Source organism: Streptomyces spectabilis (assembly GCF_008704795.1).
Taxonomy (GTDB): domain Bacteria; phylum Actinomycetota; class Actinomycetes; order Streptomycetales; family Streptomycetaceae; genus Streptomyces; species Streptomyces spectabilis.
Map to the genome: position 1 here is coordinate 220,875 of NZ_CP023690.1, position 15,262 is coordinate 236,136.

Below are 15,262 nucleotides of genomic sequence, written 5' to 3' on the forward strand. Positions count from 1 at the left end.
CTACTCGTCTCCGTCATCGCTTTGTCCTCACCCTACACGCGCGTTTCGACGGCCTCAACAGCCTTCTGCACGACGCCTGGTCGGGGTCGGAGAATTCAAACTCCGTTCACACGGAGCGCGTCGGTTCCTCCGTGACGCGGGGTGCGCGGTCCCTTTCGGAAAATGCGCGGGGACCCGTACGGAGCCACAGGCCGGACGCGGCGTGGGCGAGGGCGGTCACCGCGCAGATCACGGCGAGGCCGACGAGGTACGCGGTGCCGAGGCCCCGGTCGAGGAAGGCGCCCGCGGTGAGCGGGCCGGCCATGAAGCCGAGCGACTTGGCCATGCTCCAGGCGGCGTTGTAGCGCCCGCGTGCCCCCGGCGGCGCCAGCTGGTTCACGAGTGTCGGCATCCCCGCCACGAAGCACGTGGAGGCGGTGCCGAAGACGACGACGGCCACCCCGATCGACGCGAGCCGCGCCAGGTCACCGTCGAGCCGCGCCGCCAGGGCTACCAGCGCCCAGGAGACGGCCCACAGTCCGCCCGCGCAGGCGATCAGCGGGCTGGGCCGGGCCCGTTTGAGCAGGTCGTGCAGGAGGAACTGGGACACGATGATCGCGGCGGTGTCGAGGGCGAAGACCAGCCCCAACTGCCGTGGCGTGACGCCCGCTTCCTGGGTGAGGTAGGCGGGCAGGCCCGACTCCAGCTGCGCGAAGCTGGAGGCGAGGAGCAGCCCGCCGACGAGCAGCACAGCCATGAACCCGGCACTGCGGTAGACCACGGCGTACGAGGCCGTCGCAGGAGCCCGCCCGGTCCCGCCGGGGGCGGGCGCCTCCCGCGCCGGGGCGCGGACCCGGAGCAGCAGGACGGCCACCAGGAGGCAGGTCGCGGCGTCGGCGACGTACAGGACCTGGAAGGAGACGGGCCGGGTCACCGAGACGACGGCAGCCGCGGCGAGGCCGCCGAGCCCCATCGCCGCGTTCCCGACGCTGTAGCTGAGGCCGAAGACGACGGAGGTCATGCCCTCGGGAGCGGCCTCCGCGAGGAGCGTGTACCAGGCGGCGAGGCCGCCCACGCCCAGGCCCGCGGCGGACGCGGTGGCGGCGAAGCCGACGGCGTCGGTGGCACACGCGTAACCGGCGAACCCGACCGCCTGGACCAGCATCGCCAGGGCGGCCACGGGCCGTGCGCCGCTGCGGTCCGCCAGCCAGCCCGCCAAGGGGGCGCCCAGTACGGCGGCGCCGGAGAAGCACGCGAGCGCGGTGGTCGCGACGGTGACGTCAAGGCCCCGCACCTCGTGGACGTAGACGACGAGGAACGGCATGACCAGGCCGGTCCCGAGGTTGTTCACCAGGCTGAGCAGCAAGAGCCCGCGGCAGGGCCCCGGCAGCTTCCGTACGTCGGTCAGCAGCGACATGTGTATCCGTGATCCCCTCTGTGTCCCGGGCCCGTGGGCCCGGACTCCTCAAGCGCGCAGCCACAGGCCCCTGGTCAGGCAGCGCACCGCGCCGTCGGCGGCGACCACGACCTTGAGCGGATGCTGGTCGGGCCGCGTCTTCACGGCGTCACTGCGGCCGGTGAACTCGACGACCTTCCGCTCCCCCGCCCGCAGTTCGACCTCCGCGTGGGCGTGGAGCCGGCAGTGCACCAGGGGCTCGTTCGAGACGGCGGCCCCCACCGCGACCGTGACGGGCCGGTCGGCGGGCGCCGACAGGGCGACGCCGAGCGCGAAGTCCGTTCCGCGCGGCACCTCGGACGGCAGCAGCACCTCGATGCCGACGCCGGTCTCCGGGCTGCCCGCGGCGACTTCGCCGCAGCGCGCGCAGATGAGGTAGAGCAGCTCCCCGGCCGCTCCGGCCGATGGCCGCACCAGGTGGGCGGTCACGGTCCGGCTGCCGCACTGCGGGCAGTCCCGCGGTTCGTCGTCCGCCCGGACCAGCCAGGGGCGGCGCCAGCCGTCCACGTAGCTGGAGAAGTTCCCGGCGATCCAGTCGGTCTCGGCCCGCACGAGCCGGGACTGGAACGCGGTGAGGTCGCGCACCGCCTGGTCGAAGGCGTCGAGCGCGGCCAGCGCCTCGGCGGCGCGGGTGGCCGTGGCACGAGCGTGCAGTGCCTGCGCGGCCGTACGGCGGACCTCGTCGAGCGCGGTGAAATCCCCCTGCACACCGACGTCTTGAAGGCCGCGCAGCCGGTCGAGCCAGGGCGAGACGCGCCGCGCCCACCGGCGGTCGATGTCGGCCCGTACCGGAAGGACGCGCCCCGCGCCGCGGCCCGCCGCGCCCGTGAGCGCCCAGCTCGACACCCCGTCGAGGCGGGCCAGGGTCACCGGTCCCGCGGCGTCGTCAGCGAGGACCGGCCCGCCCTCGACCAGGACGGCCGCGGGCCCGGCCGCCAGGTACGCGCCGCCCGGTCCCGGCGGGCAGGCCACCGTGGCGAGCGTGCCGTCCGGGACGGGGGCGAGGCCCGCGTCGCCGAAGAGCACAAGGCGGCCCATCGCGTCCGGTTCGGCCTCGATGACGCCGTTGACCTCGGCCAGTGCCCGCCCGAGCGGCAGGCCGCCGCGCATCAGGCCCTGGAAGAGCTGGCCCGCGTGCCCCGCGCCCTTGCGGATGCCGGTGCCGGTGGCGACGGCGACCGCGGTGCCTTCGAGCATGGACAGCGGCACGGACACGTCGGCCATGACCGGGCCCTCCCCCGCGACGGCCAGACGGCAACCGTCCAGGACGGCGAACGCGGCCCGCACCTCGGCCGCGCGCACGTGCTGCTCGACCTCCACGTCGGCGCGCCAGCAGCCCGCACCCTGCTGGCAGGACGTCGGGTGCCCGCGGAAGGCGTCGGCGGCCGACAGCGGCAGGGGCATCTGCGGGTCGGGCTCCGCGCGCCCGCAGATCCCGCCGCCGTTGAGGTGCATCACGCAGTCCCGCGCGTGGCTGCGGCCCGCCAGCATCGCCACGCCCGGGCCGATCGCCTCCCGCAGCGTGACCGGGGTCGCGGCCACGCCCACGAGCCGCCGGGGCGTGGGCGCGTCGACGGTCACCGCGTCGAAGGACAGGTCGTCCCAGTCGGCCGCGGCGGCCGGGCCGTGCAGGACGGTGCGCACGGCGAGGGCGGAGGCCGCGGCGGCGCTCCGGGTCACGAAGAGCCCGAGTCGCGCGTCGTGCGGGAGCGAGGCGAACTGCTCGGGGGTGACGGCCGCGACCCCCGCCACCAGGGTCGCCGGCTCCCGGAGGCTGTGCGCGAGCGCGGCCTCGAAGCCGCCGCGCAGCAGCGGGCGCCCGGTGACCTCCGCGAGGAGTTCGCCGACCGCCGCGTACGCCGCGTCCTCGGCACCGGACGCGTCGTCCTGGACGAACACGGCGCCGTGCCAAGGCTTCCGGGAGACCTCGGACACCGTCGGCAGGGTGGCCAGCGTGGTCCGCAGCCGCTCCCAGTGCCCGGCGATGACGGGCAGCGCGGCGCCCGGCCGCCCGGCCTCGCGGGCGTAGCGGAGGTAGGTCTCCAGGTCGTCGACCGGGACGAGCGTGCGGCCCGCGACGCGGGGTGCCTCCTGGGCCTGGGCTTGCATGACTGTTCCTTCCGTGCGGGACTCGCGGGCAGGGGCTCGAACGCGCGGGGCGACTACGGTTCGAGGTGGTCGATGAACCGGGGGAACGGGACCAGCTGGCGCGTGTTGCCCAGGCCCAGGCACTTGGCCATGAGCCGGTCGATGCCCATGCCGAAGCCGGTGAGGGGCGGCAGTCCGCTCCTGAGGACGTGGACGTAGTAGGCGAAGTGCTCCGGGTCGAGGTTCTGCTCCACCATCCGCTCCAGCAGGCGCCGCGGGGAGGTGACCCGCTCGCCGCCGTCGATGATGTCGACCTCGTCCCAGTAGAGCCGGAAGTCGTTGGCCACTTCGGCTCCGGCGAGCGGCTCGTGGCGGGTGGAGGAGAAGAACGCCTTGTGGCGGGCGGGCATGTCGACGACCCAGAACAGGGTGCGGCCCAGGTACCGGGAGACGGACCGCGCGTGGTACCGCTTGATCCGGTGCCCCGGCCGCAGGTCCTGGCAGTCTTCGTCCTTCTCCGTGATGGCGAGCACGTCCTGGTAGGTGACGACGGGGATGTCGTCCAGGTCGCCCTCGGGCAGCGGCGCGCCGGTGTGCTCGCAGACCCGGCGGACGATCCGGTTCGACAGGCCGATCATGTCGTCCCTTCCCCGGTGGGCCGCGGTCACCTCCAGGATGAGGAACTCGCTCAGGTGCTGGGAGCTGTGGTTGATGTCGGCGCGGAAGAGCGGGGAGATCTCGAAGACCGACGTGAAGTCGCCCGCCACGAAGGCGGTGTGGTACAGCAGGTTGCTCAGCGTCAGGTAGGCCTCGCGGCCGAAGAAGTCCACCTTGAACTTCAAGGTCGGGCCGTCCGCCATGCTGCCGACGATCCGGGGCGACTGGACCTCGACGTACCGCTCCTCCTCCATCAGGTCGCGGACGGACTTGATCGCCGTCCACTTCTTCAGGAGCCGGTCGCGAACCTCCGGCAGTCGCATGTGGACGTGCTGTTCGGCGAGGATGTCCCTGCTGTACGGGAGGTGCCGCATCCGGGCCGAGGTGCCGACCGTGTTCGCCGCGAGCACGTCGAAGCCGTCGACGTGGATCTCCTCGGCGAACTTGCGTGACCTCTCGGCCGGCCGGAGCGTGCCGGTGACGCGGACGACGCTCTCCTCCGTGACGTCGGGGCGGCCGGGGAACACACAGAGGTACGTCCGGTCCGGGCAGCGCAGTTCGGCGAAGGCCAGCCGCTTGCCCAGGGGTCTGATCGCGAAGAGCCGGCCGGTGAGGCTGGTCGGGGACATGGAGGGGCTCCTCAGACGAGGGGAAGCATGGCCTTGTGGGAGCGGGCGACGCGGTGTTCCTTGGCCGCCTCGGTGAGCATCTGGCCGCAGCCGCCGTCGATGTCCTGGGCCTTGCTGGGCATGATGTAGGTGGGCAGGCCGCCGGCGAGCAGGCGCTCGCGGAAGCGCAGGATGACGTCCTCCTCGACGCGGCTGAACGGCAGGCCGGGGACCTCGTTCCACAGCAGCAGCTGGACGCGGAAGTAGCGCGGGTCCAGGAGTTCGACGAGCCGGTCGGCGTCCGCGTCGCTGTCGTTGACGCCGTTGAACAGCAGGTAGCTGACATCGGTGACGCGGCCGTGGGTGCGGGCGAAGTTCTCCGCCGAGCGCAAGATGTCCGTGATGGGGTTGGCCTTGTTCAGCGGGACGAGGCGGTCGCGCACCTCGTCCGTCGTGGCGTGCAGGGACAGGAACAGGTCGACGGACGGTGCCTCTTCGGCCAGCCGGTCGAGGGCGGGCAGGACGCCCATGGTCGACACCGAGATGTGCGCGACGCCGGGCTCCGTCTCCAGCAGGGACACCGCGCGCAGCACTTCGTCGAGGTTGAGCAGCGGCTCGCCCATGCCCGCGAAGATGACCCGTGACGGTACGTCCCGCTCCTCCAGGAGCCGGGTCTGGCGCACCTGGTCCACGATCTCCTCGGCCGTCAGGTTCCGCCGCATCGGCATGAGCCCTGTGGCGCAGAAGGTGCAGGCCACGTTGCAGCCGGCCTGGCTCGACACGCAGACGACGTGGCCCCGTGACTCCTGCACCGGGGTGGCCACGCGGCCGTCGGGGGTGGCGTGCGAATCCGCGTCGCCCAGCGTGAAGGAGAGGCTCTCCACCTGGTTGCCGTCGGGGAGGCGCCACACCGTCTTGATGCTGCCGTCGCCGCTGGTCGCCCGGCGGGCGGGCACGACCAGGGGGGTCCCGGAGCCGGGGTCGGCCTGCGGGGACAGGGTGGTCTGCATGGTGGTGCTTTCCTTCCGTTGGTGTGCGCGCCGCTTCACCGGCACGGGTGTCCGGGGGCACGGCGGGGAGAGAGCCGGAGGGGCGTTTCGCCGAGCGGGCCGCTGCCCGGGCTCCGCCTTCCACTGTGCCGTCGGGGGCGGGTGGGGAACAGGGGCCTCCCGCGGACTGAGCCGGCCTTGGCATGATGTGTCCGCGCGGTCGGCAAATGTCGGGGGTACGCCGTCAGTTGGCGTCGGCCGGGTCCGTCCGGCGGCCGATCCGGTCGGCGAGGGCCCGGCGGTCGACCTTGCCGTTGCCGTTCAGAGGGAGGTCCGCGACCACGGTGCAACGCGGCGGGATCTTCGCCGGCTCGATCTGCTCCCGCAGCAGGCCGATGACCTCCGGCGGCTCCAGGGCCGTGACCACGACGAGTTCGGCGGCGTGGCCGTCGGCGGGCGGAAGCACGGCGGCTCCCGCGACCCCTGGCACCCGCCGGGCGGCCGCCTCCACCTCCGTGGCGCTGACGCGGAACCCGCGCTGTTTGTAGAGGTCGTCGCGGCGCCCGTCGAAGTACACGTAGCCGTCGGGGTCGGTCCAGCCGTAGTCGCCGGTGCGCAGTTCGGGGAAGAGGCCGTGGCGGCGGGGGAAGCGCCGGGCGGTGAGTTCGGGCCGGCGCCAGTACCCGGCCATGACGTTCGGGCCGCGCACGGCCAGCTCGCCGACGGAGCCCGGCGGCAGTTCGCCGCCGTCCTCGTCCAGGGCGACGACCTCGGTGCCGGGCAGGGGCAGTCCACAGGAGCCGGGGCGTTCGAGGTCACCGTCGGCGGGCATGATGGTGGCGCGCTTGCACTCGGTCAGGCCGAACATCAGATGGATGCGTGCCGCGGGCAGGGTCTCGCGCAGCCGGGCCAAGGTGGCGGCGGACAGGGCCGCACCGGTGTTGGTGAGCAGCCGCAGCGGTGGGCGCCGGCCGGAGGCGCGGCCGAGGAGCCAGGCGAGGGTGTCGCCGAGCGAGGGCACCAGGGGCAGCACCGTGGCCTCGCACTCCAGGAGCCGTCTCAGCAGGGCGGGACCGGAGTCGGCGGCATCGCCGAGCCGGACGTGGGCGCCCGAGAGGACTCCGAGGAACACCTGGTAGAGGCCGTAGTCGAAGGAGGGCGGCAGGGGGCAGTACACGGTGTCGTCCGGCCGGTAGCGCAGGACGGACTGGATGGCGTCGAGCGCGAAGAGGGCCTGGGCGTGCGTGCTGACGACAGCCTTGGGCGCCGAGGTCGTGCCGGAGGTGTAGATGAGGCACAGGGCGTCGACGGCCAGCGGCTCGGTCCGGTCTGGTGCCGGTGCGGGACGCCGCGTCCCGTCGGGTCCGGGGCCGGTCGGGCCCGCGTCCTCCAGCGTCTCCGGGGCGATGGCGCCCAGGCCCCGTTCCCTGGCGGCGTGCAGCGCCGTGGGGTCGTCGGAGACCACCAGGGCGGGGTGGCAGTCGTCCAGTACGTGGTCGAGGGGGACGCCCCGGACCTGTTCGTGGACGATGGAGAAGGCCGCGCCGAGCCGGGACGCGGCGAAGGCGAGAGCCGGTACGAGCACCCCGGTGGGCAGGGCGATGACCATGCGGTCGCCGCGCCGCAGCCCGGCGGCGTACAGAAGGTCAGCCAACTCCCGTGTCCAGGCCGCGAGTTCGGCGTGGGTCACAAGGCGTCGACTGTCGGAGAGGGCGGGCTTCGCGGGCCAGGCGCGCGCCCCGGCGTCGACCAGGTGGTGCAGGAGCGTGGAGGTCACCGTGCGTCTCCCGTCGGCGCGGTCCGGGCGGACGCCACGGCGGCCCACGGCAGGACGAGGGTGGCCTCCGCCCGGCAGACCGCGACCGGCGGATCGAGGACCTCGGCGGTGGTGGGGCCCCGGTCGTAGCGGGCGGCGATCACCTTGTGCGCCTCGAACTCGATGAGACAGCGCAGCCGGGAGCGGCGCTTCAGCCGGGCCGTCGCCTCGATGTAGTCGCCCGGCCGCACGGGTGCGGTGAACCGCAGCGAGGAGTACTCGGCGAGCAGGCCCTCGTCGCCGCAGGAGCGGATGCCTATCTCGGTGGCCAGGTCACCGAAGACCCGCAGCACGCGCGCCCCGTCGATGAGGTCGCCGCCGTAGTGGGCGTCCGCCTGGCTCAGCCGGACGCGGATCCGGGCGGTGATGTCGGTGGGTGTGTGCACGGGGGTGTTCCTCACTCCGGGCGTAGGTGGGCGAGCGCGACGGCGACGGCGACGCCGTTCTTGTGGGAGATCGACACGGTGATCGCGCCGACGCGGGCGGCGTGGGCCGTGGCCGGGCCGATGAGGCGTACCTCGGGGCGGCCGTCGTCCCGGCGGTCGATCTCGATGTGCCGGGGTGCCAGACCCCGGCCGAAGCCGCGGCCGAGCGCCTTGGCCACGGCTTCCTTGGCGGCGAAGCGGGCCGCGAGGAACTCGCGCCTGCGGGCCGGGCCGAGGGCCCCGGCGAGGCCGAGTTCACGGTCGCTGTAGGCGTAGCGGAGGAACCAGGGCCGAGTGGTGAGGCGGTCCAGTTCGCCGAGGCACAGGACGTCCACGCCGGGCCGGACCAGGAGTTCCGGCCCGGGTGCGGTCGGCGGCACGGCCTACACCTCCACGAGCCGCTGCGGCGACAGCAGGTCGTCGGGGGTGTCGCGGCGGCGGACCAGATGGGCGCGCCCTTCGTGGACGAGCACTTCGGCGGGGTAGCCGTGGCTGAGGAAACGGCCGGGTGAGGCGCTGGGCCCGTAGGCGCCGGAACGTCCGACGCCGAGCAGGTCGCCCGGCCGGACGGCGGGCAGCGCGACCTTCCTGCCCAGGACGTCGGTCGGGGTGCACAACGGCCCGGTGACGGTGTACTGGCCGGCCGCGGGCTCGCCCTGCCGGTCCAGGGAGCGGAGGGGGAAGTTGCGGCGCACGAAGCTGCCGACGCCGACGGCCGCCATGTGGTGGTTGGTGCCGCCGTCGGTGACGGCGAACGCCTCGCCCATGGACTCCTTCACGTCGAGCACCCGGACCACGTAGGTGCCGGACGCGGCCGTGAGGTAGCGCCCGGCCTCCAGGATGTAGCGGCAGTCGGGGTGGCCGCGGGCGAATTCGTCCACGGCCTCGTTGATCCCGTCGACGAGCCGCCCGACGTCGGGGTCCTTCTCGTTGTCGAAGTAGGCGACGCCGATGCCGCCGCCGAAGTCGACGGTGCGCAGCGGGAGGTGGAGGGCTTCGGCCAGGCCGGCGGCCTCGGCGAGGATGCCCCGGGTGTTCTGCGTGACGTCCTCGGGGTCGAGGAAGCGGGTGCCCACGTAGGCGTGGATGCCCTCGACGCGCAGGTGCCGCAGGGCCCTCAGCTCGGCGCGGGACCCGCGCAGCAGCTCGGCGTCGATGCCGAACTGGCGCGGCCGGCCCCCCATGGCCAGGCCCGAACCGTGTGACGGGAACGACGGGTTGATCCTGAGCATCACGGGCAGCGGGCCGCCCCTGGCGGACCGGGCGGCGATGCCGTCGAGGAGGCGCAGCTCGCCGAGGGACTCGCAGACCACGGCGCGGATGCCGGCGCGGACGCACGCCGCCAGCTCGCGGGGTGTCTTCCCCGGTCCGAGGAAGATGATGTCCTCGGGGGCGAACCCCGCGCGCAGGGCGGTGATCAGCTCGGTCTCCGACGAGACCTCGGCCCCGGCGCCCAGCGCCCTGAGGCAGGCGCTGACGCTGACGTTCGGGTTGGCCTTGAGCGAGTAGTAGATGTCCACCGAGGGGCGCAGCCCGTCCCGGAGCCTGGTGTAGTCGGCCCGTACGGTGTCCGCGTCGTACACGAAGAACGGCGTGCCGAACTCCTCCGCGATGGCGGAGACCGGCAGTCCCTGGATGCGGACGTGGGGGTCGGTCGTCATGCGTGGGCCTCGCTTCCGCCGGGACAGGGCACCGCGGACGGGCGGGGCGCGCCCCCGAGCATCAGGAGGTGGGTGCGCTCCGGCGAGAGCGCGTCGGTCTCGCAGAGCACGACGCGGTCGTACGCCGCCGACCACGCGCGGTGGTGTTCCGCGAGTTCCCGCCATACGCCGACGCCGTAGGCGGCCCGTTCGACCCGGTGCACGGCGGCCCCCGCGGGCGCCCGTACGGACGGGGCGACGTGCGGTCCCAGGACGACCAGCGGGTGGTGGGCGCCGTCGGCGGCGCGGGCGAGGCCGTCGGTGACCGGGTCGGGGCCGGAGCCCCGCACCTCGGCGACGCGGGTGATGTCCGGGCCTTCGCCCGCGCCCAGGACGAGGAGCGCCGCCGCGTCGGCCGGGGTGGCCGCGGCCAGCCGCTCGTCGCGCGCGGCGTGGGTGCTCTGCTCGGCGATCATGACGGCCGTCGTGCGGGCCCGGCCCGTGCGGTGTCCGGCGGCGGCGATCCGCAGCGCGGTGAAGGGCGCCGCGCTGCCCTGTTCGGTGACCGCGAAGCGGCGGCCGGTGCCGCCGAGGCGCTCCTGGAGGTGGGGCGAGACCGGTGTGAAGGGGTGTAGGTCGGGGAGGGTGGTGGCGACGACGACCAGGTCGGCGCCGCGGGCCGCCGCGGCGACCGTGTCGTCGGCGAGCAGCCGCTCGGCCAGGTCCAGATGGCTGACCCCGGCGCCGGAGCGGAGCCGCGCCTCGTCGACCTGGGCACCGTAGGGGCGGTGCAGGTCCTGGAGGTACAGCAGCTCCAGCGGGCCCCACTCCCAGCCGCCGCCCCGCTCGACGGTCACCGCGGCGGCCGCGCGCAGGGCCGCCCTGCCGGTCAAGGACGCACCTCGTGGCCCTGCCGCGCGGCGATCTCGCGGAGCACGAACGCGGCGAAGGTGCCCACGGTCCTGAAGTCGTCCATGTCGAGCGTCTCGGGGTCGACGAGCAGGCCGAACGCGTCCTCCATGGCCATGAGGAGTTCCAGGCTGGTGGTGGAGTCGAGGTGCAGGTCCTCGAAGAGGCGGGTGTCGTCGGTGAGGCCGGTCACCGGTTGGTGCAGGGCCTCGGACACACCGGCCTCGATGGCGGTGACAACGGTGCTGTGATTCATGGCTGGCTGCCTTCGGATGGTCGGTCGCCCGCCGTGGCGAGCGGCCGGGGCGGGCGGGTGAGAACGGTGGCGGCGTAGCTGCCACCCACTCCGACCGCCGCCATCAGGTAGTTCCCTCCGGGCCGCAGCCGGTCACCGTCGTCGAGCGTCTTGTAGTTGATGAGGGGGTCGGCCGAGAAGCAGTGGCTGTAGCGGGGGATGTTCTCCAGGAACACCTTGTCGGTGGGGATGCCGAGCGCCTTCGCGGCCTGGCGCCAGAACGTCCTGTTCACGTTGTGCGGGAGCACGAGGTCGATGTCGTCCAGGACGAGCCCCGCGTCGGCGACCGCGCGCAGCATGGTGGCGACGAGGTGACGCACCCCGGTCTCGCCGGTCTGTTCCCCCTCCCCCGCCGGCCGAGGGTCGCTGTGCACCGCGTGGGAGCGGATCACGTCACCGGAGCCGCCCAGGGTGAGCAGGCAGGCGGCCGCGCCGTCGGCGAGCAACTGGCCGAGTCCGTAGTCCAGTTGGATCAGCGGGGTGAACACGCGCTCCCCGGAGATGATCAGCGCGCTGTCACCCTCGGTCCCCTCGGCGCGCAGCAGGTCCGCGGCGAGGTCCAGGGCGACCAGCGCCTGGGCGCAGTTGTGGTGGACCACGGCGAACGCGTCGGCGTGCGCCAGGCCGAGCGCGTCGGCCAGGAGCCGGGCGGTGTCGGTGCCGGCGGGCGCCACCTGGGGCACGGCGTGCGCGTAGAGGACGTGGCGGACGCGCTCGGGCCCGCCCGCGGCGGCCAGGGCGTCGCGGGCCGCGGGCAGGAGCAGGTCGATCAGGGGGAGGTCGGGGTCCAGGCGCATCCGGTCCAGGCCGTGGATGCGGCGGAAGACGCGGAGCTGGGCGGCGGACAGGCCGTGGTCGTCCAGGACGTCGTCGACGGTGACTTCCCTGTCCGGGAAGTACGCGTCGACGGCCGACAAGGTGACCGGCAGGGTGACCGGCGGGGCCGGAGGGCTCATCCGGCACCGCCGAAGTGGTGGTGCCGAAGCCGCGGCGCGCGTTCTGTCACGGTGTCTCCCCTGTTCGTGCGTACGGCCCTCGGCAGACGGTCCGGTGCGCCGTGCGGCGCCGCGGCTTCCGTTCCCGGGGCTCGTCCACTGTGCCCCGTCCCCCACCGATGGAAAAGATCTTTTCTGTGGCCAGAACCGGACTTGGCATATTGAGGCCCTGAGCGGTGCCCGGGCATCTCCTTCACCCCAGCTGCCGGACAATGCGAGCGACGATTTCCCGCTCTTCGGGCACCAGATAGAAATGTCCGCCAGGCAATGCGTGCGCCCCCGACCATTGCTCTGTGCAGTCACGCCAGGCGTCCAGTTCCGCCATGGAGCAGACCGGGTCGTCCGTGCCGCCGAAGGCGGATATCGGGGTCCGCAGGCGCTGCGGCCCCGCCACCACATAGCGGTTCAGGAGCCGGTGGTCGGCGAGGAGCGGCGGCAGCAGGACGCCACGCAGATCCGGGTCGTCGTACGCCGCGAGGCCGGGCCCGCCGAGTTCGCGTACGGACGCGATGATCTCGGCGTCGGTGAGACCGGGCACGTTCTGGTGCTGGATCACGTGCTGGGCGCCCCGGCCCGACACGAACAGGCGGAGCGGCCGCGCCCCACCCCGCCGCTCCAGGAGCCGGGTCGCCTCGTGGGCCACGGCGGCGCCCATGCTGTGCCCGAACAGCGCGAAGGGCAGGCCGAGTTCGGGCGCCAGGGCGTCGAGGGCCGCCTCGGCCAGCTCCTCCACGGTCTCGGCGCACGGCTCGCGGAGGCGGTCCTGGCGGCCCGGATACTGCACGGCGAGCAGCTCGACGTGATCGGGGAGCCGGGCGCGCCAGCCGTGGAAGAGGCTCGCGGTGCCGCCGGCGTGGGCGAAGCACACCAGGCGGACGGACGGGGCGCGCCCGGTGTATCTGCGGAACCACGGGGTGCGCTCAGTTCGCATCGAGGGCCGCCCGCGCGCTGTGCCGGTGGAAGAAGAAGGCCTGCCCGGCAAGGAGCAGCACGTTGGCGCAGGCCAGCGCTGCCCAGAGCGCGGTGAGGCCGCCGCCGTACGCCGTGACGAGGAGGACCGCGAGGACGAGCGCGCCGTAGCCGGCGGCGAAGACGGCGAGGCTGGGCATCGTCCGCTTCAGGCCGATGAGGCCGAACCCGCAGACCGCCTGGAGCGCGTCGGCCACCACCACGAACACGACCAGCGGGAGGAGCGCCACCACGCGGTCGCGCAGGGCCGCGTCGTCGGTGTAGACGGACACCACCGGGTCGCGCAGCACGAGGAGCGCCGTGGCCAGGGCGGCCATCGCGCCGAGCGCCACGCCCGCGCCCGCGAGCAGCACCCGGCGGATCCGGCGGGTCTCCCCGGCCCGTACGTGGTCGGTCATGAGCGGCACGGTGGCCTGCCCGATCGCGACGGCCGCGGTGAACGTGAGGTTGACCAGGGAGATCGCGACGCTGTGCACGGCCGCGCTGCGGGTGCCCGCGCGGGCCGCGGCGAACGCGATGACGCCGAGCACGGCGAACTTGATGAGCACGGTGGCGGCCAGCGGCACGCCCACCCGGGCGATCCGCAGGATCTCGCGGGGGTGCGGGCGGCCGAAGGCGAGCGGGCCGCCGCCGAGGGCCGGCGAGGTGCGCAGCGCGTGGTGGGCCCAGGAGGCGCTGATGGTGCTGGACGCGAGCATGGCCAGGCCCGCGCCGGGCAGGCCGAGGCCCGTGAAGCCGCCGACCCCGCCCACCAGGAGCAGGGAGAGGACGACGGCGGCGGCGGTGCCCGCGAGTCCGGCCCGCATGACCTGCTTGCCCCGGCCGAGGCCCACCAGGGTGGAGGTGGACGCGGCCCCGAGCGAGGTCACGACGAGGCTGACCGCGAGCAGGGCCGGGAAGACGCCGAGGTCGTCCAGGGTGCTCGCGGGCACCCCCGCGGCCCGGCCGATCAGCGGGACCGCGGCGACCGCCGCCGCTCCGGTCAGGCCGACGCAGAGGCCCAGCCACTTCGCGTGCCGGACCATCGGCAGGAGTTCGCCGGGGCTGTCCTTGTGGGCGGCGACGAACGGCATGACGCCGCGCATGGCGCCGGAGACGGCCGCGGCGGCGGGCCCGTACACCGCCATGGTGACGGCGAAGGCCGCGAGCGAGACGGTGCCGTGCCGGCCGAGCACGGCGGTGTCCACCAGGGCCCCGGCGGACGCGGCCACCATCGTCACGTAGAGCGGGAGCGCGACGGAGGCGATCTTCCACGCCTCTCCCCCGGTGAGCCGCGCGAAGCCGGACGCATTACTTCGGCTTGCGGCTTTCATCTCGGTCATCAATACACCATTCTCAGACCCGGTCGATTTCGCGGAGAAAAGCGGAGAAAATCAGCAGCGTTGGACAGCTGAAATTCAGGGGTGTTTACAACAGATCGAATTCCGGTACTGTTGCTGCACCGATCAACCCTTTTCGAGAAAGAATTGAGGGGCATATGAGCAGGCACGCCTTCGTGTTTCCGGGACAAGGTTCCCAGACCTCCGGAATGGGCGCGGACCTCGCCGGTCTCGAGGACTCCGTGGCCCGCTCCTACTTCCGGGAGGCCGACGACGTCCTCGGATTCCCGCTGAGCCGCCTGTGCTTCGAGGGCACCCCGGAGGAACTGCTCGACACGGCGGTGACCCAGCCCGCGGTGTTCGTCACGAGCCTGGCCTTCGGCGCGGCGCTGCGTGAGCGCGGCCTGACCGCCGACGTGGTGGCCGGCCACAGCCTCGGCGAGTACACCGCTCTGGTGTGGGCCGGGGTGCTCGACTGGCAGAGCGCCCTGCGCCTGGTGCGCACCCGCGGGGAGTTGATGGCGGGCGTGAACACGCGCACCCCGGGCGGCATGGCGGCGGTCCTGGGCCTGCCGTCCGCCCGGGTGGCGGAGCTGTGCGCGCGGACCGCCCGCGAGAGCGGGGAGACGGTGGAGATCGCCAACTACAACTCCGGTCGGCAGACGGTGGTTTCGGGCAGCGGGCCGGGGGTCGCGGAGTTCGCGCGGCGGGCGGCGGAGGCGGGCGCGGAGCGGGTGGTGCCGCTCCGCACCGGCGCCCCCTTCCACTGCTCGCTGATGGCGGACATCGAGGACGAGTTCGGCGCCCACCTCGACGCGGTGGACTTCGGCGAGCCCCGGGTGCCGGTGATCTCCAACGTGACGGCGCAGTACGTCGACTCGGGCGCGCGGGCCCGCGAGCTGCTGCGGCGCCAGCTCGCCGCGCCGGTGCGCTGGCAGCAGACGGTGGAGCTGCTCGCGGCCGAGGAGGTGAGCGCCCTCGTCGAGGTCGGGCCGGGCCGAGTCCTGACCAACCTCAACCGGGTCATCGCCCCGGCCGTCCCGGCGGCGGCGGTCGGCACGGTCGGGCGCCTCACCAAGGCCGTGGACCGGTTCGCCCCCGCGGCGGCCTGAGGAGC

Annotated in this window: 14 protein-coding genes; 1 reads left to right on the forward strand and 13 read right to left on the reverse strand. The window is 73.8% G+C overall.

The annotated features are described in order from the left end of the window. Nucleotides 1–106: 106 nt before the first annotated feature. From CP982_RS00920 to CP982_RS00975, 13 genes are all read right to left on the reverse strand, one after another. Entirely contained in the window at nt 107–1,396 is a 1,290-nt protein-coding gene (locus CP982_RS00920; protein WP_150508682.1) for an MFS transporter, read from the reverse strand. A 48-nt stretch (nt 1,397–1,444) separates the two neighbouring features. Next, the gene (locus tag CP982_RS00925; protein WP_150508683.1) at nt 1,445–3,544 is read right to left on the reverse strand and encodes a hypothetical protein; all 2,100 of its coding nucleotides are present in this window, start codon (nt 3,542–3,544) and stop codon (nt 1,445–1,447) included. A 53-nt stretch (nt 3,545–3,597) separates the two neighbouring features. Continuing rightward, nucleotides 3,598–4,809 (reverse strand): amino acid--tRNA ligase-related protein, encoded by a 1,212-nt coding sequence (locus CP982_RS00930; protein WP_150508684.1) that lies wholly within the window; start codon nt 4,807–4,809, stop codon nt 3,598–3,600. A gap of 11 nt (nt 4,810–4,820) precedes the next feature. After that, nucleotides 4,821–5,798 (reverse strand): 23S rRNA (adenine(2503)-C(2))-methyltransferase RlmN, encoded by a 978-nt coding sequence (locus CP982_RS00935; RefSeq protein WP_150508685.1) that lies wholly within the window; start codon nt 5,796–5,798, stop codon nt 4,821–4,823. 223 nt (nt 5,799–6,021) lie between these two features. Beyond that, nucleotides 6,022–7,554 (reverse strand): class I adenylate-forming enzyme family protein, encoded by a 1,533-nt coding sequence (locus CP982_RS00940; RefSeq protein WP_150508686.1) that lies wholly within the window; start codon nt 7,552–7,554, stop codon nt 6,022–6,024. Continuing rightward, nucleotides 7,551–7,979, reverse strand: a complete 429-nt coding sequence (locus CP982_RS42335; RefSeq protein WP_229879404.1) for a hotdog family protein — start codon at nt 7,977–7,979, stop codon at nt 7,551–7,553. Before CP982_RS42335 ends, CP982_RS00940 begins: the two co-directional genes overlap by 4 nt. An 11-nt stretch (nt 7,980–7,990) precedes the next feature. Continuing rightward, complete coding sequence (gene acpS, locus CP982_RS42340) at nt 7,991–8,398, reverse strand: holo-ACP synthase (protein WP_229879397.1); 408 nt, start codon at nt 8,396–8,398, stop codon at nt 7,991–7,993. A 3-nt stretch (nt 8,399–8,401) separates the two neighbouring features. Then, nucleotides 8,402–9,679, reverse strand: a complete 1,278-nt coding sequence (locus CP982_RS00950) for an alanine racemase (RefSeq protein ID WP_150508687.1) — start codon at nt 9,677–9,679, stop codon at nt 8,402–8,404. After that, entirely contained in the window at nt 9,676–10,551 is an 876-nt protein-coding gene (locus CP982_RS00955) for a hypothetical protein (RefSeq protein ID WP_150508688.1), read from the reverse strand. Before CP982_RS00955 ends, CP982_RS00950 begins: the two co-directional genes overlap by 4 nt. Beyond that, nucleotides 10,548–10,823 carry an acyl carrier protein gene (locus CP982_RS00960; protein ID WP_150508689.1) on the reverse strand — a complete coding sequence of 92 codons (276 nt, stop codon included), beginning with the start codon at nt 10,821–10,823 and terminating at the stop codon, nt 10,548–10,550. The genes CP982_RS00955 and CP982_RS00960 overlap by 4 nt, the downstream gene beginning before the upstream one ends. After that, nucleotides 10,820–11,818, reverse strand: coding sequence for a 3-oxoacyl-ACP synthase III family protein (locus CP982_RS00965; protein WP_150508690.1), 999 nt, complete (start codon nt 11,816–11,818; stop codon nt 10,820–10,822). Before CP982_RS00965 ends, CP982_RS00960 begins: the two co-directional genes overlap by 4 nt. Before the next feature lie 232 nt (nt 11,819–12,050). After that, nucleotides 12,051–12,788 carry a thioesterase II family protein gene (locus CP982_RS00970; RefSeq protein ID WP_150508691.1) on the reverse strand — a complete coding sequence of 246 codons (738 nt, stop codon included), beginning with the start codon at nt 12,786–12,788 and terminating at the stop codon, nt 12,051–12,053. Continuing rightward, a complete protein-coding gene (locus CP982_RS00975) occupies nt 12,778–14,148 on the reverse strand; it encodes an MATE family efflux transporter (RefSeq protein WP_229879391.1) in 1,371 nt (456 codons plus the stop codon). The genes CP982_RS00970 and CP982_RS00975 overlap by 11 nt, the downstream gene beginning before the upstream one ends. A 155-nt stretch (nt 14,149–14,303) precedes the next feature. Between CP982_RS00975 and fabD the strand changes: the two genes are divergently transcribed. Next, nucleotides 14,304–15,257: an ACP S-malonyltransferase gene (fabD, locus tag CP982_RS00980; RefSeq protein WP_150508692.1), complete on the forward strand. Its 954-nt coding sequence runs from the start codon at nt 14,304–14,306 to the stop codon at nt 15,255–15,257. Nucleotides 15,258–15,262: the final 5 nt, after the last annotated feature.